The 19,796-nt window shown below is 57.0% G+C and carries 11 protein-coding genes; 10 read left to right on the top strand and 1 reads right to left on the bottom strand.

Features of this window, described 5'->3' with window-relative positions; all coding sequences use genetic code 11:
* Nucleotides 1–6 precede the first annotated feature (6 nt).
* The 5 genes from VNL73_08675 (at nucleotide 7) to VNL73_08695 (ending at nucleotide 6,267) form a co-directional block, all read left to right on the top strand.
* Entirely contained in the window at nucleotides 7–984 is a 978-nt protein-coding gene (locus VNL73_08675; GenBank protein HXF49479.1) for a DUF1385 domain-containing protein, read from the top strand.
* A 72-nt stretch (nucleotides 985–1,056) separates the two neighbouring features.
* Nucleotides 1,057–2,124: a peptide chain release factor 1 gene (gene prfA, locus VNL73_08680; GenBank protein ID HXF49480.1), complete on the top strand. Its 1,068-nt coding sequence runs from the start codon at nucleotides 1,057–1,059 to the stop codon at nucleotides 2,122–2,124.
* Nucleotides 2,117–3,022, top strand: coding sequence for a peptide chain release factor N(5)-glutamine methyltransferase (gene prmC, locus VNL73_08685; GenBank protein HXF49481.1), 906 nt, complete (start codon nucleotides 2,117–2,119; stop codon nucleotides 3,020–3,022). Before prfA ends, prmC begins: the two co-directional genes overlap by 8 nt.
* 39 nt (nucleotides 3,023–3,061) lie before the next feature.
* Nucleotides 3,062–4,660 carry a tetratricopeptide repeat protein gene (locus tag VNL73_08690; GenBank protein ID HXF49482.1) on the top strand — a complete coding sequence of 533 codons (1,599 nt, stop codon included), beginning with the start codon at nucleotides 3,062–3,064 and terminating at the stop codon, nucleotides 4,658–4,660.
* On the top strand, nucleotides 4,657–6,267 hold the full coding sequence (locus tag VNL73_08695; GenBank protein ID HXF49483.1) for an Ig-like domain-containing protein: 1,611 nt from the start codon (nucleotides 4,657–4,659) through the stop codon (nucleotides 6,265–6,267). The genes VNL73_08690 and VNL73_08695 overlap by 4 nt, the downstream gene beginning before the upstream one ends.
* A 40-nt stretch (nucleotides 6,268–6,307) precedes the next feature.
* Here VNL73_08695 and VNL73_08700 read toward each other — a convergent pair whose 3' ends face one another.
* On the bottom strand, nucleotides 6,308–9,271 hold the full coding sequence (locus VNL73_08700) for a protein kinase (protein ID HXF49484.1): 2,964 nt from the start codon (nucleotides 9,269–9,271) through the stop codon (nucleotides 6,308–6,310).
* A 151-nt stretch (nucleotides 9,272–9,422) separates the two neighbouring features.
* On the opposite strand from VNL73_08700, the gene VNL73_08705 reads away from it, so the two are divergent.
* The 5 genes from VNL73_08705 to VNL73_08725 are packed head-to-tail and all read left to right on the top strand — an operon-like array spanning nucleotide 9,423 to nucleotide 19,788.
* The gene (locus tag VNL73_08705; GenBank protein ID HXF49485.1) at nucleotides 9,423–10,475 is read left to right on the top strand and encodes a mechanosensitive ion channel family protein; all 1,053 of its coding nucleotides are present in this window, start codon (nucleotides 9,423–9,425) and stop codon (nucleotides 10,473–10,475) included.
* Nucleotides 10,472–15,271: a FlgD immunoglobulin-like domain containing protein gene (locus tag VNL73_08710; GenBank protein ID HXF49486.1), complete on the top strand. Its 4,800-nt coding sequence runs from the start codon at nucleotides 10,472–10,474 to the stop codon at nucleotides 15,269–15,271. Before VNL73_08705 ends, VNL73_08710 begins: the two co-directional genes overlap by 4 nt.
* Nucleotides 15,268–17,073, top strand: a complete 1,806-nt coding sequence (locus tag VNL73_08715; protein HXF49487.1) for a PorV/PorQ family protein — start codon at nucleotides 15,268–15,270, stop codon at nucleotides 17,071–17,073. The genes VNL73_08710 and VNL73_08715 overlap by 4 nt, the downstream gene beginning before the upstream one ends.
* A complete protein-coding gene (locus VNL73_08720) occupies nucleotides 17,070–19,157 on the top strand; it encodes a SpoIIE family protein phosphatase (GenBank protein HXF49488.1) in 2,088 nt (695 codons plus the stop codon). Before VNL73_08715 ends, VNL73_08720 begins: the two co-directional genes overlap by 4 nt.
* The gene (locus VNL73_08725) at nucleotides 19,144–19,788 is read left to right on the top strand and encodes an STAS domain-containing protein (GenBank protein HXF49489.1); all 645 of its coding nucleotides are present in this window, start codon (nucleotides 19,144–19,146) and stop codon (nucleotides 19,786–19,788) included. The genes VNL73_08720 and VNL73_08725 overlap by 14 nt, the downstream gene beginning before the upstream one ends.
* Nucleotides 19,789–19,796: the final 8 nt, after the last annotated feature.

Raw genomic sequence — 19,796 nt, forward strand, 5'->3', positions numbered from 1 at the left:
CCCAATATGCCTCTCTGCTTTTGCGCCTCCTCCAACCCGGAAAAAAACGTGGGGGGACAGGCGGTCATCGAAGGAGTGATGATCCGCTCCTGGGCCAAGGTGGCCACCGCCGTACGGCGGCCGGACGGACAGATTGTTTCCACCGACCGGGAATTTCTGCCCATCGTCAAGCGAATCAAGTGGCTGAACATCCCCATCGTGCGGGGGGTCATCGGGCTTTTTGAGATGCTTTACATCGGCTCCAAAAGCTTGAATTTCTCCGCGGAAGTGGCGATTGCCGCAGAGGAGGAGCAAAAGAGAAAGGAAAAACCGGAGCAAGAACCAAAGCCGGCCAAGAAGCAGTCCGACTGGATGCTCGGTTTGACCACTGTAATGGCTTTGGGGTTGGGGGTTCTGCTTTTCTTTTTCGTTCCGATCTGGCTTTCCAACCTGTTTGGCATCCAGCGCAACGCGGTGGCTTTCAATTTTCTGGCGGGAGGCTTTCGCGTGGCCATCTTTCTGGCCTATCTATTCGTGCTTTCGCGTTTCAAGGATTTTCAGCGGATTTTCCAGTACCACGGCGCGGAGCATATGACCATTTACGCCTTTGAAGCAGGGGATCCTTTGGATGTTTCTGCCATCCGCAAATACCCGACCATGCACCCCCGCTGCGGGACTTCTTTTCTCATTCTGGTGGCGCTTTTGGCCATCTTCATCTACTCCGTTTCGGACGCAGTTTATCTTCTGGTCAGCGGAATCCCCCCCAATGTCTTGGAGCGGTTCGGCTATCATCTTTTGCTTTTGCCTTTGGTGGCCGGCGGAAGCTACGAAGTTTTGAAGTGGTCGGCCAAAATCCGGGAAAACTGGCTGGGGCGGGCGGTGGTGGCCCCCGGCATCTGGCTGCAGAAAATCACCACCCAGCCCCCCTCCGACGACCAGATTGAAGTGGCGATTGCCGCACTCAGGGGGGCTTTGCCGGAAGCCGTTCCGGCGGCCGCCTCTTAGCTTCTTTCACCCTTTCGGCGTTTTTGCTTAATGACTTTCTATTTTGTTGGCGAATTCATATTTTGAGGATATATGCTGGAGCTTTTGGAAAAAGTTGAAAATAAATATAAAGAGCTGACCGAGCTTTTGTCCGACCCGGCAGTTCTGGCCGAGCCCCCCCGGCTGCAGAAAATCGCCCGGGAGCGGGCCGGGCTGGAGGAGACCGTGCAGGCGGCCGCCCGATACCGACAGGTGTTGTCCCAAATCGAGGAGGATGAAAAGCTGAAGGGGGCCGCCGATCGGGAGCTGGCAGAGATGGCCAAGGCGGAGCTGGAGGAGCTGAAACCGGAAAAGGAGCGGCTGGAGGAGGAATTGAAGCTGCTTTTGGCCCCGCGCGACCCGAACGACACGAAAAACGTAATCGTGGAAATCCGGGCCGGCACCGGCGGGGAGGAAGCAGCCCTGTTTGCCTCCGAGCTGTATCGGATGTATCTGCGTTTTGCCGAGCGGCAAAAGTGGAAAGTGGAGCTTCTGTCCTCCCATCCGACCGGTCTGGGCGGCTTCAAGGAGGTGGTATTTCTCATCGAAGGAAACGGGGCGTTCGGTAAGTTAAAACATGAGTCCGGCGTGCACCGGGTCCAGCGCGTTCCGGCGACGGAGGCCTCCGGCCGGATTCACACTTCGGCCGCTTCCGTCGCGGTTTTGCCGGAGGCGGAGGATGTGGATATCCAAATCAATCCGGCCGATTTGCGCATCGATGTCTTCCGGGCGGGGGGGCCGGGGGGACAAGGAGTGAACACCACGGACTCGGCCGTGCGGATCACGCACATCCCGACCGGTTTGGTGGTAAGCTGCCAGGATGAGCGCTCGCAGATTAAGAACCGGGCCAAGGCGATGAAAGTGCTCCAGGCACGGCTATTGGACCGGGCCCAGAGCGAGCAAAAGGAAAAAATCGACACGGCCCGGCGCTCGATGGTCGGCTCCGGCGACCGCTCGGAAAAAATCCGCACCTACAACTTTCCCCAAAACCGGGTGACGGACCACCGCATCGGGTTGACGCTTCATTCCCTCGACCGGATTTTGGAGGGGGAGATCGGCGCCATCGTGGAGGCGCTGCGGAACAAGGAACAGGAAGAGCGGCTGAAGAATACGAATGTTTGACGGGAAAAGGTACGCCCGCGAGAAAACTTTTGCAATTACCTACGCGCAGCTTTTGAAGGAGACATCCGCCGAGCTGGAACGGTTCGGAGTTTCCAACTTTGAACAGGAGGCGTGGTGGATTCTGACCTCCTCCACCGGCCGGGAAAGCCCCCAATTGGCGGCGGAACTGGCCCAGCCGGTCCCCGCCGCGGTGGAAGAGAAAGTTGCGCAAGTCGTCCGTGAGCGCCGGTGCGGAAAGCCCTTGGTTTACGTCACCGGCGAGACGGAGTTTTACGGCTTACGTTTAAAAATAAACCCGGCGGTTTTGATTCCCCGGCCGGAAACGGAAGTTTTGGTAGCGGAAATCTTGAAAGCCCTTGACTCTACCGCCGGCCGCAATCATTCTTTTTCGATTCTTGACATCGGCACCGGTTCGGGCTGCATCCCCTTGGCTTTGCTTTCCCAATTGCCGAATTCCTTTGCCGTGGCGACCGATATATCCAAAAACGCCCTGTTTTTGGCGTCGAAGAATGCGCATCTGCTCGGCTTGTCAGGAAGAGTACAATTTATTTTGGGGAACGTTTTGGAGCCGATTAGAACGGAGGAAAAATTTGACGTGATTGTTTCCAATCCCCCGTACATCGACCCCTCCGAAATGGAGTCTTTGGATGACTCCGTCCGCCGTTTTGAACCGAACCTTGCCATCGAGAGCCATAAAGGAGGGACCTGGTTTCATCGTGAAATTGCCCGGCTTGGGGCGCCCCGGCTGCGGCCGGGGGGAATTCTGGCGTTTGAGGTGGGGAACCGCCAGGCCGAAATGGTGGCGCGTTTCATCAAAAAAACCGGTTTTTATGCAAAACCGCAGATTTTTTCCGACCTGTTCGGATACGAGCGGGTGGTTCTGGCGCGGAAGATTTGACTTTTGCTCTGTTTCGGTTTAAAAATTAAAAGGAAAGGGATGAAGTTTTTCGGGAACCCAATGGTTTGGCGGAAGCGTCTGGCCCTGCTTTGGGCCGGCGTTGCGGTTTTTCTTCTTTCCGGATGCGCTTCGCAAAAGGGAAAGGTAAGCGTGGAAAAACCCTCCAACGTCAAAATCGTCTTCAGCCAGGAGGCGTACGAGCATTACGTCAACGGGGATTTGTACCGCCATTCGGGGGATTTCCGCCGGGCTGCGGAAGAGTTTCGCCGGGCGCTGGAATTCGACCCGGAGTCGTACGAAATCCGGCTGGCTTTGGCGCAAAGCTACTATTCGCTCGGGGATTATGTTTCGGCCCGGCGGGAGGGGGAGAAGCTGACCATCAAGACTTTGGAGCGGGAGCAGCTTTTGGCGGACTGCGCGCGCAACGCCAACGACTGGGGGGAGGCCAAGAAGCGCTACTTGTCGGTTTTGAGCCTCGATTCCGGGAACACCTCGGCTTGGTGGTACGTGGCGCGCATTTCGGAACAGATGAAGGATTCCGCCACGGCGATTCGCGCCCAGCGGCGGCTGTCCCAGCTTTCCCCCTCCTATTCCAACTACTACCAGCTCGTGCAGATGCTCTGGGGGGCCGGGCGACACGCCGAGGCGGCGCGCGAGGCGGAGAGTTTTCTGGAGTCCGATTCCAGCGACCTGCGGGCCTATTTGCTTTTGGGGGAGAGTTTGGAGCGGGCTGGTGAGGCCATGCGGGCGGCGGAAGTTTATCATCGGCTTTTGGATCGGGACTCCACCGAGCGGGGGGTGGCGCTGCATTTGGGAGATTTGTATTTCGAAATGGAGGCGTATGCCTCGGCGGAGTCCGTTTTGGTGCGGCTGGCGAACGATTCGGCCGACTACGTGCCGCTTTTTTACCTGGCGCGCATCGCCTATCTGCAAAAAAATTATTCCCGGGCCGAGAGCCTGTACCAAAAGGTCATCCAGCGGGCGGATACGATACCGCAGGGGTTCACGGGGCTGGCTTTGACCTATCTTGCCTGGGAAAAACCGGAAAAGACCCTGGAGACCGCCCGGCGGGGGCTTGAAAAGTTCCCCAAAAGCCCGGATCTGCGCTTTTGGCGGGGGCAGGCGTTCGCGGCGCAAAAGGAAAACGATTCGGCCCGCGCAATTTTCGGCGGCCTGGTTGCCGAGGAACCGGGAAACGTCAATTTCCTTTTCGCCTACGCGGCGGCCCTGGAGCGTTCCAACCGGGTCGACTCCTCCGTTGCGGTTTTCCGGAAGGTGTTGACCTTGGAGCCGGAGCATGCCCAGGCGTTGAATTACCTGGGATACACCTGGGCCGACCGGAACGAAAATCTGGAGGAGGCCAAGAAAATGATTGAGCGCGCGCTCAAAGCCGAGCCGGAGAACGGGGCTTTTTTGGACAGCTATGGCTGGGTGCTTTTCCGGATGGGTAAACTGAAAGAGGCGGAGCAATACATCAAGAAAGCTCTGGATAAAAACGAAAAGGACGCGGTCATCTTCGAGCATCTCGGGGATATTTACTGGGCGCAGGGGAGAAAGGAGGCGGCCCGGGAGCAGTACCGCAGGGCCTCGGAGATGGACCCGAAAAACGAGGCTTTGAAGGAAAAGCTTTCCCGTTGAGAGGACTTCTCCTTTTTTTTCTTCTGTTTTTAAGCTGCGCCAAGTTCGGCGCCCCGCCCGGCGGGCCGGAGGATAAGGCGCCGCCGGAGGTGGTCTCCGCTTCCCCCCCGTCCGGCTCCATCCGGGTGGACAGCGGCGCTTTCCTGGAGTTCGTTTTTTCGGAAAAGGTGGCGCGGGCCACGCTCGCCGCCAACGTATTCATCTCGCCGGAGTTGCCCGACTCCTTCCGCGACGAGCTGAAGGGAAAAACCTACCGCGTCCATCCGAACCGGTATTTGAAGAAGGGGGTCACCTACGTGGTGACCTTGGGAACCGGCATCCGGGATTTGCGCGGCAATCCGCTGGCGCAGGCCCAAAGCTTCGCTTTTTCCACCGGAGAAACGATTGACTCCGGCGAAATTGGCGGCCAGGTTTTCGACCAGGGGGCGCCGGTTTTTCAAGCGTCCGTTAAAATCTACCGCCTCAGCGACACGGCCGCCGCCGCGGACTGGCAAAAGCCGGATTATCAGACCTCCAGCGGCAAGGAGGGGCTTTTCAAGTTTTCTTTTTTGCCGGCCGGACGCTACCGAATCCTGGCCTCTTTGGGGCAGAAAACCGGGTTGTATCACCGGGATGTTCGGACTTCCAAAGTGGGGGAGGGGGCTTTCCCGGTCCAAATTTCCCTTGCGCCGTTGGATACATCCGCTTTGGAACTCTTGGATGCCCGCTTCAACGCCGACCGGCTTCTGGCTTTGACTTTCAACCGCCCGCTTGATTTTTCAGATACGCCGGCGGCCGGATTTTCAGTCATCACTCGTTCGCCGGTTGAACGGATTCCGCTCCGTCCGGTCTTTTTGAACCCCAACCAGAAGGAGCGGCTGTTTGTTGCCGGGGATTTTCCATCCGCGGAACGGGAGGCGGTCGTCCGTTTTCCGGCACTGGCGGCCCGCTATGGAAGGGGAGGCGCCGACAGTGCGGTGTTTCTAATCGGCGCCAAGCAGGATGGGGTTCCGCCTAAACTTGTTTTTTCCGAACCGCCCAACCGGCGGGAGCGAATAGGTTTTTCAGACACGCTCAAATTTTATTTTTCCGAGCCGGTTCGGCACAATTTTGAGGTGAACGCGCCCGGATTGTTCGATTCTTCAGGAACCCCCGTGCCGATGGCGTGGTCCCAGCCGCAGGCAAACGCGTATTCCTTTGCACCCCAGCGGGAATTGCGCCCTGGAGAATGGTACCGCTTCAGCTTCCCCGCCGGAGCCGTGAAAGATGGTGCCGGGAATCTTTCCACCGATTCGGCCTCACTTTTCTTTCGCACCTATTTTCCGGATTCGCTTGGAACGGTGAGCGGAGGGATTATTGGAAAGGCGGCGGGACGGATTTATCTGGAATTTCGCGAAGTGCGCTCGGGTTGGAGCAGGACGGAGGCGGTCGAGGATTCCTCTTTTTCGATACCGATGTTGTCCGGGAAATACTTTCTTTCCGGCTTTGTGGATGAAAACGGCGACCGCAAACGGGAGAGTGGGTCGCTGGCCCCCTTCCGGTTCCCCGAACCGGCCTTCTTTTATCAGGACACGGTTTTCGTCCGGGCGCGGTTTGAAACCGAAGGGATTGAGATTAATATTCCTTGATTATTTGCAGGGGCGTATGGCCATACGACCCTGCGGGGGGTTATGCTTTCCCCTTCAACCGTTCCAGCCGCACTTTGGCGTCGGCGATTTCCGGCGAATTGAAGTCCGCATCCTTCCAGATTTCCAGAAACGTTTCGTATTCCTTGCGAGCCCGTTCCTTGTCCCCTTTTTGCTCGTAGGCCACCCCCAGCCAATAATGAGCTTTAACCGAAGTTACCGACCAATGTCCCGTAACTGGAAGAAAATTAAAGTTTAGGTTGTCTGTGGAAATAAACGTCCACCAAGTCATTCGTTCAAATTCGGCAATTGCTTCCCGGAGACGACCGGTTTTCAACAGACACACAGCATAAGGGTATTGGGGGGCTCCCATTGGGAAAAGGGGTTTTAGGGCTTTCTGGAACTGCTCCACCGCAAGTGCATATTTCCCTTCCTCAAACGCCAAAACCCCCGAAAGATAATCATAACTCGGCTGCCAACGCCGCTGGTTTTTGGGGAGGTCCTTTTTGAGATCTTCCATAATCTTGTAGGCCGCCTTGGAGTCACCATTTTTTACATAGGCCAAAGCCAAAACATCTCTCCAATGCATAAAGCCGGTCGGATTTTCCTCTTTCCGCTCCGCCGCACGCTTTTTGGCATATTTCAACATGGCCGCATAATCTCCCGTTTCAGCCGCCAAGGTGGCCAGGGCATAATGCGTCTCGTTGGCGGGCTCCGGAAGTTTCTGCGCCTGGAAGGAGGATAATAGTTCCAAAAGCTGCTTCTGCGCTTGTTTGAGCTGTCCGCGATGGACGGTGATAAGCACAAAGTCCCCCTCCGCCCAGGCCTTTTGGGCCTTGTCCGGTGTGGAGCTAAACTGCTGAAAATATTTTTCCGCCTCGGCATAGTTTCCCTGCCGAACGGCGTCAAACCCCAGCTTTTCGATCGTGACAAAATCGGTGCGGAAGGAAACGGCCTTCCGATACCAGTATAAGGCGGAGTCGATTTCGCCAAAAACAAAGTGAATTTCCCCTTTGCTGTCGTACGGGTTCGGTTCCCCCGGGGCTATTCGCAAATACCGGCCGACCGCCTCCATCGCTTCCGTTCGCTTGCCCAACCCGGCATATAGATAAGCCAAGGAGTTCCATAGAGCTTTATCCAGGGAATCGTTTTTCAATCCCGCCCGGTAAATTTGCTCGGCCTTTTCAAAGTCAAACAATCTTTGGTACATGCCGCCCGCTTCTTGATAAATATCCTGTTCGTGGGGATATTTTTGCAAAAGCTCTTCCAGTATTTTCGTCCTTTTGGCAAAGTTGTTCTCGACATCCGAGGCATAGGCCGCTTCGATTTGCAAACGCTCTTTTTCCGTGACGTTTTTTCTCAACTGCCAGGCTTTCTGCAGGGCCTTCCTTAGACCGACATTGTCACCAAAGCTGCCCCGGGATTGAGCCAGTCCAAAATAAGCCATAGCAAAATTGCTGTCTAACTCTATGGCCCGTTTGATAGCGGCATCGGCCTCGGAATAATAAAATTTCTTGGCAAGTTCTGTTGCTTCGAGATAGGAACGGTACGCTTCCGGCGAGCTGGTGGTCACTTCCGCTACTGATTTGGTTTCCGCCGCGGGCGCCGGAGAAACATTCAGCCCGCTTCGGACCAGCGCGGCTAAGCTGTCCACCATCGGGAACATCTGGGCCGTTGAAAATCCCGTTATTCTTTGGGAATTCAATATCTTACCCGATTTTACGTCAATCAGACGGGAAGTCACTGCCAATTGGGGCTCTTTTTGCAATATGCTCCCCAGCAACATCGTTTTGACTCCCGCCCGCTGGGCGATTTGGGTCGCCAGCGACGGGGTTATCCGTTCCTCCCTTGCGTTTCCCAGTTCCGTTTGAATGTCATACAGCCGCTCCCGGCTGATGACTTCCAGCCCGGGTACTTGCGAAAGCGACGTAATTAGTAAATTGACCAGCATCTCGCCGGTATGATCCTTATCCTCCGGGTCGGGGATGTTTTCAAAATACATCACGGCCAAGGAATTCTGCGAACCGCCAGCTTCCGTTTGCTGGCGGGAGACTTCGACCTTGAACGGATTAAAAATGAAAAACAGGAGAGCCAAAAGGGCTGCGGCCGAAGTGGGAACTAAAATCTTAAGAATGTTTTTCTTTGGTTTATGAATGGCCTCCGGATGGGGCACCACCGGTGCTTTGGCATATTCCAGGGCTTTCCGCTCCCGCCGCAAGTCGGCGGCCATGTCGTCGATATGCTGGTAACGCTCGCTTCTGTCTTTGGCCAGCGCTTTGGAGACGACGCGCTGCAGCTCGGGCGTCGCCTTGTCGTTAAAACGGGCCAGGGGCGGTGGTTCTTCGTTCAGAATCGAGTAGGCCAGGCCCCCCGCATGTTCCCCCCGGAAAGGGAGCTTGCCGGTCAAAAGTTCGTACAAAACCACACCAAAGGAAAAGATGTCCGAGCGGTGATCCACATCCTCACCGGCGGCTTGTTCCGGCGACATGTAGGCCGCCGTCCCAACCGTGGAGCCAGCTTGTGTCAGCTGTCCGGCTCCTTTGAATTTGGCCAGCCCGAAGTCCATTATTTTTATTTGGTTTTTAGGGGTCAAAAGTATGTTGTCCGATTTGATGTCCCGGTGGACAACCCCTTTTTCCGCCGCCGCCGTCAGCCCCTCGCACACCTGAACGGCAATGTCCAAAACTTTTTTAATGGGCAACGTCTCGGACTTGACCAGCTCCTTGAGCGATTTCCCTTCCACCAGCTCCATCGCCAAGAAAATCTGATCGTAGTATTCATCTATTTCAAAAACGGTGGCGATGTTGGGATGATTCAAAGCGGAGGCGGTCCGGGCTTCCCGCAGGAAGCGTTCCTTTTCCAGTGGGTCGGTGGCCAGATGGGGGGGCAAAAACTTCAGGGCCACGTCTCGATCCAGCTTGGTGTCGTGGGCGCGGTAAACGATGCCCATCCCGCCTTCGCCCAATTTTTCAACAATTTTATAGTGGGAAATGGTTTGTCCAATCATTTTCGCACCCAATTATGCTTTTTTTACGCCAAAAGTAAAGCCAGGATTCACTTTTTTTCGAGTTCAAAAAAAGCAGCCCCTACTTTTTCTTGCCTTCGGTGGCCCCCCGGCGTATCTTGGGCCGCGAGCGGGGAGGAGCAGCGTGAGCTAAATGCCGGTATGGTTTAGGGAAATACTCATCGGTCTTCTCATTCTCGGGTCCGCCTTTGTTGTGGGGGCGGCCGCGAACTTTTTTTTGCGTTTGCTCCGCACCCAAATTTTTCTGAAACGGGGCAAAACACTGGCGGACGAGCTGCTTTTCGCCGCCCGCTGGCCGGTTTTTCACCTGATTGTCGCCACCGGGCTGGTCGTGATTTTCAGCCGGCTGAAAGCCAATTATCCCAACCAGGTCGCGAGCTGGATTTTCAACGGTTTGGATGCCTTTGTATTCATCGCTGCCGTGGCCCTCTTCGTCTATTTGCTCTATCGTCTTTCGGCCGCCGGGCTCGTCTGGTATTCCCAACTTTTGGCCGACCGAAGCCAAACGCGCGTAGACACCCAGTTCATCGTTTTGATTAACCGGCTGTTGAAAGGGGTCATTTTCTTTCTGGCCGTGCTCGTAATTTTGGATCATTTCAAAATCGACATCAAAGGGCTTTTGGCGGTGGCCGGCATTTCGTCTCTGGCTTTCGCCCTGGCCGCGCAGGATACGCTTTCCAACATGATTTCCGGCTTCATTCTGATGGCCGACCGGCCCTTCCGGGTCGGGGACCGGGTGGCTTTGGCCACCGGAGAGGCGGGCGTGGCGGTGGAGATTGGGCTGCGTTCCAGCCGGTTTTTGACGGACGACGGCTCGATCCTGGTGGTGCCGAACGTGGAGCTGGTGCGCACGCGCCTCACCAACCACTCGTTTCCCGACGCCCGCGTGCGGGTGGCTTTGAAATTCGTTTTATCCCACGACTCGCCGGTGGAGCGGGCCAAGGGAATCTTTGAGCGGGCGCTTTCGGCCACGCCGGGGATTTTGAAGGAGCCGGAGCCGGCCCTCCTGCTTTCCGACTTGACCGAAACCGGTCTGGAATTTTCGCTTTTTTTCTGGGTTCCCAGTCTGGAGCAGAAAGGGAGGGCCGCCGAGGGAGTGCGGCTGCGTGCGTTTCAACTATTGAAGGAATCCAAGATTCGTTTTGCCCAACGGGAGGTTTGGCTTAAAGACAACGGGAGGCCATGAAAAAGGGGTTTTGGGGTTTTTGGTTTGTGCTCTTTGGCGGGTGGCTTCCGCTGGCCGCCGAGGTTGCCGTATTGCCTGCCAGCGGCGTTGTTGACCGCGCCGAGGTGCATCGGATTTTGGTTTCCAACACCCCTTTCCCGGCGGCGGGGAAAGTGGTTTTCGAATTTCCCGATGCGTTCACGCTGACGACGCTACGCTCGGTGAAAGCGCGGACACCCGACGGCTCCCCCGCTGCTTTTAAGCTTGAAGGATTAAAGGTCGCCGGAGGAAAAGTCGAAGCGGATTTCAAAAACAGCGTTTCTCTTTCGACTTCAAGTTTCGTATTCGAACTGAACAAACTGCAAAACCCCCGCCGGGCGAAGCGTTTTATCGCCACAGTTATTGTTCTAAATGAAAATGGTGATACCGTCATCAAAACGTCTGCTCCATTTTCCGTTGTGCCTGACAAGCTGGAAAAACTTTTGATCATCAGCCCGCCTGACAGTACCGTTCGTGCGGGTCAGTTGATGGAACTATACGCGCGAGCCGAAGACCGTTTCGGCAATGCGGTTGAAGGAGCGCCGGTAGAATGGAAAATTGCACGCGGCTCGGAAGGCGGCGGCACGTTCCTCGACAACCGTTTCTTCGCCGCGCGGGCCGGAGAGATTGTAGTTGCGGCATCCAGCGGCGGTCTGGCCAGCCAGCCCCTGCGGCTCAACATCGTTGCCGGTTCACTGGACACTTTTGAAATAATCGGAACCCCGGAATCCACGGTGGCCGGTGTACCCTTTCCGGGGTCGGCCGGGGATAGTATTGTGGTCACGGCCAAAGACCAGTTCGGCAACAGCGTGACCGATTTTTCCGGCACGGTTTCGTTCTCTTCCGACGACCCGCTGGCGGTTCTGCCCGCGCCATACACTTTCACCGTCGGCAGCGGGCAGGATAACGGGCGGCACGCTTTTCCCGGAAGCCAGTTTGTTTTGAAAAGAGCGGGGGAAATGAAAATTTCCGTTTCATCCGGCGGCAAAGCCGGAAGTTCGCTGCCGATTCAAGTGGCGGCGAACTATCTGGCGGATTTCTTTTTTTTCGCCCCGCCGGAGGCAATCGCCGGAAAGGCGTTTGATGTCACCGTGGCCGGGGGCATAGACCTTTACGGCAATCCGGCTTCCGGAACGGTCAACATGATTCCCGTTCTGGGGGGCGGCGCTTCCCCCAGCGGGGCGGTGCCGGCTTTCAGTTCGGTGACGGTGGTTTCAGGCACGGGCCGGTCGCAGCAGACGCTGGTTGCCACCACGCCCACCGTTTTGCGCGGATCGAACGGCATTTTCACCTCTTTCAGCGACACGATTCAGGTTCGGCCTGCGGTGTTGGGAGGTTTTTCGCTTTTGCTTTTGCCGGATACTTTGAGCGCCGGCGATTCGGTTGCCACTTTTTCGGTGGAAGCGAAAGACCGTTTCGGCAATTTGAAAACCGATTTTACCGGCGGCGGGTATTTTGCCAGTTCCGATGCGAGGGCCATCCTGCAATATTCCGCCGGCAATCCCTACTCGTTTACTTCCGCCGATGCCGGGCGGCATACCTTCCCCGGCTCTTTTGTGCGGTTTTTAAACAAGGGGACGCAGAGTTTGACTTTCGGCGACGATTCGCTCCGTTCCCCCGCTGTTTTCTTTTCGATTCTGCCCGGCGCCGCGGCCAGTTTTTCGGTTTCCGCTCCTTCAAATGTTACAGCGGGCGCGCCGTTTAACGTTTCGGTGCAAGACGCCGTGGACGGTTTTGGTAACAGCGTTTCTTTATCCGTGCAGGTCGGCTTAAAATCCGGCAGCGGGACTTCCCCCTCTGGTGACGGCCCCGTGCTTCCGACGATTGCCGTCGCCGATGGATTTGGGCAGGGGCAGGCGGTTTTGCCCAAGGCGGAGAAGGCGGTATTGGAAGGGGTTGCCGGGGCGCTGCGATTTTCCACCGATACTACAGCTGTTGCTGCGGCTGGCTTGGAGAAATTTGAATGGAACTTGGGTTCTCCACAGACCTCCGGCGTACCATTTTCCGCACCCGCCACGCTTTCCGCCAAAGACCGGTTCGGAAATCTGAAAGACAATTTTGACGCCTCGGCCGACAGCGTGGTGCTCGGTTCCCAGCCCTCGGGCAATTGGGAGAAAAACATTTTGAAAAGTCAGGCCGACTTTGTTTTGGGCGTCGCCAATCTTTCAGCGCTGGGCGTCCGTTTCTTCGGCCCGGCCAATACGTATGTTTTTTCGGCGACCAGCGGCAGCGGAAAGACGGGAAGTTCTTCGCCTGTCGAGGTTCGTTCGGTTTTCGTCGATTCCTTCTCGCTTGTTCCCTCCAACATCATTCGTGGCCAGAATTTTTCCGTGGGTTTTCGAATTACCAATCAATCCCCCGCCCCGTTTGTTTTGGAAGGGGTCACCCTGCGAGCGGGGGGAGAGATGTTGATACTTTCTCTGCCCGCCCTGCCGGACAGTTTGGCCCCCTCCGGAAAAAGCGGTTATTCCGCCACAAGCTTGATTCCGGGGGATTTTCCAGTGGGGAAATTCGGGGTGCAACTGGAACTGTCGGGGCGTTTCGGCGCCAATTTCACCACCATTCGGACGCCCGTTTTGGATTCGCTGGCAGTTGTCGATTCGCTTTTTTTGCGCCCGTCGGCCGAAGGGTTGAATTTTGAGCGGGTCTCCAAGAGCCGGTTGTATCCTTTCGCCGTAAAGCTGGTCAACCAGTCCAATTTTGACGTGGTTTTGGATCCGGCCACGCGGCTCGTTTTCAGCCGCGGCGCCACATCCCGATCGTTTTTCATTGCGAACACGACTCTTTTGCCGCGAAGCGGGGAGGGGATTGTAAACTTCCGGTCGGACAGTTTTCCTTTGGAAAGCGTTTCCGGCGCGTACGCCGGTTCACTTATTCTGTTTGGACGGCGGGACGGCATCAGCCACACCGATTCATTTACTCTCGGCGATTCCATCCTCCTAGAAGATCCTTCCCGGATTTACTATGTTGCCGGTTCCCTTTCACCCACCGCGGCGCTTCTCGAAACTCCTCTGAATTTCCATTTGCGACTGGGGAACGACGGCCAGGCGGTTTTAAAAGCGGATACCCTTTCGCAACTTGTTTTAGTTCACGGCAGTGACTCCATTTTCGGATACCTCCAGCCGACCGTGCCGATTGCCCCCGGGCCGCCGAGCGAACTCAACTTCCGGGTTACCCGGCTCCCCACTCCCCCGCCGAAGGGAATTTTCAACTGGAAACCATCTGTTAAACTTTCCGGGACTGAAAACGGACTGGCGGTCGACTCTCTTTTGGCCCTGCCGGATTCCGTCACCCTTTACCCGCAGCCCGCTTTGATACTGGATTCGCTTTGGGCCGTGACCTCCTCCCGCAACCGGGTCAACAGCGACCGGACTTTTCCCATCCGGGTACGGTTGTCCAACCCTTCGGCGGAAACGCTTTCGGCAACCTGGCTTTACCTAAAAGAGGGGAATACGCAGGTGGCTTCGCTCGTCGTTCCCGTTCTGGCGCCACAGGAGACGGCGGAGAGAAACCTTGTCGTCCCGGCCGATTCCAACAAACTGGGGACGTTTACCTACGAGATGGAGGTTCTTCCCGGATACGGCACCGTTTCTGCCGCCCCCGCCGAGTTGACGGTGAAAATGAATCAAGTCACCATTCAGCGTCAGCGGAAGGCGGTTCTGGAACTTTCACCGGAGGTTGCCGCCCCTCCCTCCGCCCGCGGGGGAATTCTGCCCGCCGGTCAGACGATGACTTTGGCCGTGGCGCTCGGCAATTTGGGAGAAGCGCCGGTCGGCACGGGGCAGGTACGAATCAAAGTTGCCCCACCCATTTTGACGTTCATTTCCGATTCGAGTGCTGCAATTTCTGCCACCCAGCCGGCTGTCTTCCAGCTTTTGGCGCAGGAGACCATCGATTCCGGCCGGATTGTGGCGTACTGGCATCAAATTCCGAACGATTCCAACACCGCCTCCCCAGCGGAAGTTTTTTCCGACTCGGTTGAACTTTTCTTCCGAATCATTCCCGCCCGGATTGCCCTTTTGATTTCGGCCGTGGAAAAACCCTCGCCGCTTTTGTACGCCGGTGAGCCGGCCACCCCCTTCGAGCTTGGCTTTTCCAATCCGGACGCATCCGGCAGCCATCATTTTCTGGTGAAAAAAGTTTCGATAAGGATAGGCGGGCTGCGCATGGCGGCGGAGCTTTCCGCCTTCCAGTCCGCCGTTCTTTCGGGCGGCGGCAGTTCCTCTCCCGCAACCATTGAAGATGGCCGCTTGTCGTTCGAATTTACTCCGCCGGTGCTGATCGGCCCGGAGGAGACCCGGACTCTTGCACTGACCGTCCGGCCGGAAATGCAGATTTCCCAGTCACTCCGGTTCTACTCCAGCGCAACGCTGATTGAAGCGTTAGATTCCGTTTCGGGGGCTCCTCCCGTGCCGGCTTTGCTTTTAAATCCAAACGGCCAGCCGTTCGACTACACCTCCTCGGTTTTCACCACGGCCTCCGGCGCGGGGCTGGCCGCTTCGCTTGTCACTTATCCCAACCCGTTTTCGCCGCCGGCCGAAAAAATTCAAATTTCCTACCGGCTTTCCGCCGCCTCCGAGGTGGATTTGAAAATTTACACGCTGGCAGGCGAACTGGTGATGCAAAAAGCGTACGCCAGCAGTGCAGGGGTCAACCAAATTGAATGGGACGGTTGCAACGGAAAAGGGGAGATGGTCAAAAACGGGGTGTACCTTGCCGTTATCCGCTCAACGGCCACGGGGGAAACGGTCAAACAGAAACTGGCGGTGGTGAAATGAAAAGAATCGGGCCGGTCTTCCTGCTTGCCGTTCTTTTGCTACGTTCAATCGCTTTTGGCCTGGAAGGGAGTTCCGGCACTTCTTCTCTTTTCCTGCTTGGAGCCGGGACGCGGGCGGTGGGGATGGGGGGGAGCTTTGTTTCCATCGCGGACGACGCTTCGGCCGTTTTCTGGAACCCGGCGGGTTTGGCGCGGCTGCCTTTCAGCGAACTCGATTTCTCCCACGTCACGCTGCCGGAAGGGAGCGAGTTTGACTTTGCCGGACTCGCTTATCCCACCGTTGGGCATGGTTCTTTTGCTCTGGGGTTTTTGCGGGTCGGGACGGACGGCATTTTCTCCCGCGATTCCCGGGCCGCCGAGTTGGGTTCCACCTCCTTTTCCGAAACGGAAATTCTGTTGGCATACGGCTATCCTTTGTTTAAGTTTCTATCCGTGGGAGGAACTTTTAAAGCGTACAACCAGTCGCTGGCCGGCTATTCGGCCAACGCGGCCGGCGCGGATTTCGGCCTTCTTATCGAGCCGTACGAAAATCTCTTTTTGGGCCTGAACGCCCAGGATGCCGTCTCCTCCGATTTGAAATTGAACAGCAGCAAGGAATCGATCCCCAGAAATTTCAAAGCGGGGGCGTCGTATCTTCTGCCGCTCGGCCAAAGTTTCTGGGGGGTGCGGACGGCGGTGGATGCCGAGAAATCGGAAAACGCGCCGGTGGCCTGGCATGCCGGCGCGGAGGTGTCGTATCGAAGCTCTGTTTTTGTCCGAGGCGGCTATGACCGAGAGAGGGTAACTTTTGGCTTCGGGCTGGCTTTCCAAAGACTCGGCTTGGATTACGCCTTCAAGCCGCAGCCGGAGGGGTTTTCCGCCAGCCACCGCTTCGGTTTTTCGTTCCGCTTCGGCCCGTCCGTCCAAGAGCGGAAACAAGGCGGTTTGGAAAGGCGGCAACGAGTGGAGCGGGAAAATTTCCTGCGGGCCAATCGCGACCGCCTGGAGGCCTACCGCTCGCAGGCGGAAAGTTTCGGCACTTCCGGTCAAAATGATTCAGCTTTGGCCTACGTGCGGTTGGCTTTGGGAATCGACCCGGAAAATGAGATTTTAATGAAGGAGGCCGTCCGGCTGGAAAATCTGGTGCGGACGGAAAAGGAGACAAAAGAAGAAGAGGCGTTGACTCTCCGGCTGCAGCAGGAAGGGCTGGAGTCCGCCCAGCGGGAGTATTCGGCCGGAAACTTCAAAAAAGCGCTGGGACATTTGGAAGAGCGGGCAGGGTTGGGGGACGGGGAGTTCGCAGCACTGGCGGGACGGATTCGGGCCAGTTTGGACTCGGCCAAAGGCAGTTTGGATTCCGCCGGCTGGCGGGCCTTCCGCGAGAAACGATTCGAGGCAGCGTTGGCCGCCTGGGAGAAGATGGCCGCTTTGGATCCGGCGGATACTTTGGCCTCCGGGCGGTTCCGTCTTGTGGCGGAAGAAATAAAAATTTCCGATTTGCTTAAAAAGGGGATCGCCGATTTTGAAGCAGGGCGGCTTTTTTCCGCCCAGCAAAACTTCGAAGAGATATTGAAACTGCGCCCGGGGGAGCCGACCGCCTCTGCGTACCTGCAAAAAATACGCTCTACGGCTGCGCGCCCCACGACGCTGGAGGATTTGCAAAAAGACCCGGAGGCCTGGCGGCTCTACAACGAAGGGCTTTCGGCCTATACGGCGCGCGATTATCAAAAAGCGCTCGAAATCTGGCAGGGGCTTCTTTTGCGCTATCCCAACAACGAGGCGCTTTTGCGCAACGTGGCGGATGCCCGGAAACGGCTGCAATGAGCCGGGCGTTAAAAGAGAGCACCGCTTTTTTCCAAGCCAAGCCGGAAGCGCTGGAGGAACTGCACCGGTTTTTGATTTCGGCCTTGTGGGAGCTTTCGCTTTCCACCAAGGACCAAAGCGCCTTTTGGCTGGCGGTGGAGGAGGCAGCCACCAACGTCATCCGCCACGCCTATTTGTACGCCGAAGGGCCCCTGCGACTCACCGTCCGCACGGCCAGGGATTACGTGGAGTTTTCCCTTTACGACCGTGGCCGGCGGCTGGAAATCAAGGAGGGGGAAAAATTGGATTTGTCCCGTTTGGTTGAGACCGGCCGCAAAGGGGGACTGGGGCTATATCTCATTGAAAAAATCATGGACGAGGTGGGGTATTTGTCGCGCGGGGAGGAGAACGAATTCCGGATGCGCAAGTACCTCAAAAATTCCCCCCTCCCCCAGCTCGTCCGCTTTTCCTTGCGCACCAAAGTGGCCCTCTTCGGAACCATTATTCTCGGCGGGCTGGTCGCAGGCAGTTTTTTTGCCGCCCAGCGAAAAATCACAGAAACCGTGACCGCCAATTTTGAGCAAAAACTTCTGGATCTGGCCGGCGGGCTGGCTTCCGCCGCTACAGACGGGCTTTTCAACCAGAACGACTTGATGCTTTCCAGTTTGGCTTCCAAAACCCGGGAGGACCATCCGGAACTCGCGTCGCTTGTGATCGTGGATAAAGAAAACAAGATATGGGCAGACGCCTTTGGTCCGTGGCAGCTGCTTTCGGTCTACCAACCCCCATCCGGCGTTTCGGCGGAGCCGGCCGGCATTCCCCAGCGCTTCGAGGTTGCGGAAAACAGGGGGGGGTCGAAAACCGGCCATCCGGCGGATGTTCGATATTACCTGGCGCAGGAAATTTATTCCGGTGCCAAACCGCTCGGGCGTGTGCATCTTTCCGTCTCCACGGCCGGTCTGGAGGCGGAACTGGCGCAGGCCCGCTCCTTTCTTGTCCAAATCTGCCTTTCCGTTTTTTTATTCGGCACCCTGGCAATCTGGCTGCTGTCCGCCTATCTTTCCCGCCCCTTCCGGCGGCTGGCAGAGGGGCTGCGCCGGGTTAAGGAGGGGGAAGCGGGTGTACCCGTCACCGGCCGGGATGAATTCGGCCAAATTGCCCGCAGCGTTAACGAAATCACGGCGCATTTCAAAAAATCGCAGAAAGAGCTTTTGGAACAGGAGAAAATGCGCCGGGAAATGGAGCTGGCCCAGGAAGTACAGCACGCACTTTTGCCGGCGGAGTTCCCGAAAATCGAAGGAATGGAAGTGGCTGCCTGGTACCAGTCGGCCCGGGAAGTCGGGGGGGATTTTTTCGACTTCTTTCCGGCCGGACGGGGGCTTTTGGGGATCGCCGTGGCGGACGTTTCCGGCAAGGGGGTGCCGGGGGCTTTGGGGATGGCGATGGTGCGAACGGCCTTGCGGTTGGAAGCCAAAGGGGCCTCCTCTCCGGCCGAGATTCTGTGCCGCGTCAACCGGCTGGCCGCCGAAGGGATTGCCCGGAACATGTTCGTAACCGTTTTCTTGGTGCTTTTGGATGTCAAAATGAGAAAGCTTTACTACTCGTCGGCCGGACACTTGCCGATGCTTTTGTACCGGGCGGCGGAAGGGAAGGTTTTGCGTTTCAATCCCGGCGGGCTGCCGGTGGGGTTGACTCTGCCGGAGGGAGCGAGTTTCGAAGAGCGAATCAAAGTGGAGGAACTGACCTTGGGCAAAGGGGATTTCTTTTTGCTTTATACCGACGGCATTGTTGAAGCGGCCAACGACCGCGGGGAACGATTTGGCACGGATCGTCTCGCCGGTTTGGTCGGGAACTGCGTCGAGCTTTCGGCCGAAGGACTCGTGGATAGATTGAAAACCGAACTGGCCGGCTTTGTCGGTCCGGCTGGTTGGGGGGACGACGTTACCGCATTGGTGGTGAAAGATAAGGCCCCGGCCGCCGAGAATAGTAAAGAAGGTTTGGCAAAAGGAGTCGACGGCGTGAAGGTCGCAAGCAAGAGACCCTGGGCGGAGGCCGCCGGGCTGGAATATACCATCGAAGGGCCGAAAGGGAATGCCGGAAATTAAAATCTCGCTCGAGGCGGCCAACGGCGGAGGGCTTTCCATCCTGCGAGTGGACGGGGTGGTGGATACGATGACCGCCTCCGAACTGGAAAAGGTGATGAACTCCCTTCTTTCACAAAAACAGTACCGCATCGTGGTGGATTTGGGGGGGGTGGATTACATCTCCTCGGCCGGCTGGGGGATTTTCGTCTCCAACATCCGGGAGGTGCGCGCCAACCGGGGGGACATCAAGCTGGCGCGGATGATGCCATCCGTATACGAGGTGTTCGAGCTTCTGGAATTTGATTCCATTCTGCGGGCTTTTGACTCCATCGACCGGGCGCGGGAGGATTTCGGCACGGAGTTGCCGGCCGGCAGCTTCAAGGCCGCGCCAGCACCCCCCCTCGTTTCCCCGGGGGGGATTGCGGTTCCCCCTCCGATTAAAGCGGAAGGTTTGGAGGAGACGCTTCTGCGGTTGGTGGCGGACGATCCGTTTTATTCCATCGGGGAGCTGAAATCGGAGCTGGTGCGGCGCGGCTATGCCATCGGTTTTTGGGGGCTGGTCCGGCTGCTTTGGAGAAAGAAGCTTTTTTCAACCAAAAGCCGCTACCGCTACGCCCGCTCGGCCGCCCGGCGGGGCTTGCGAATCCCATAGCTTCCCCT

The sequence above is a fragment of the Verrucomicrobiia bacterium genome (assembly GCA_035574275.1).
GTDB lineage: Bacteria > Zixibacteria > MSB-5A5 > DSPP01 > DSPP01 > DSPP01.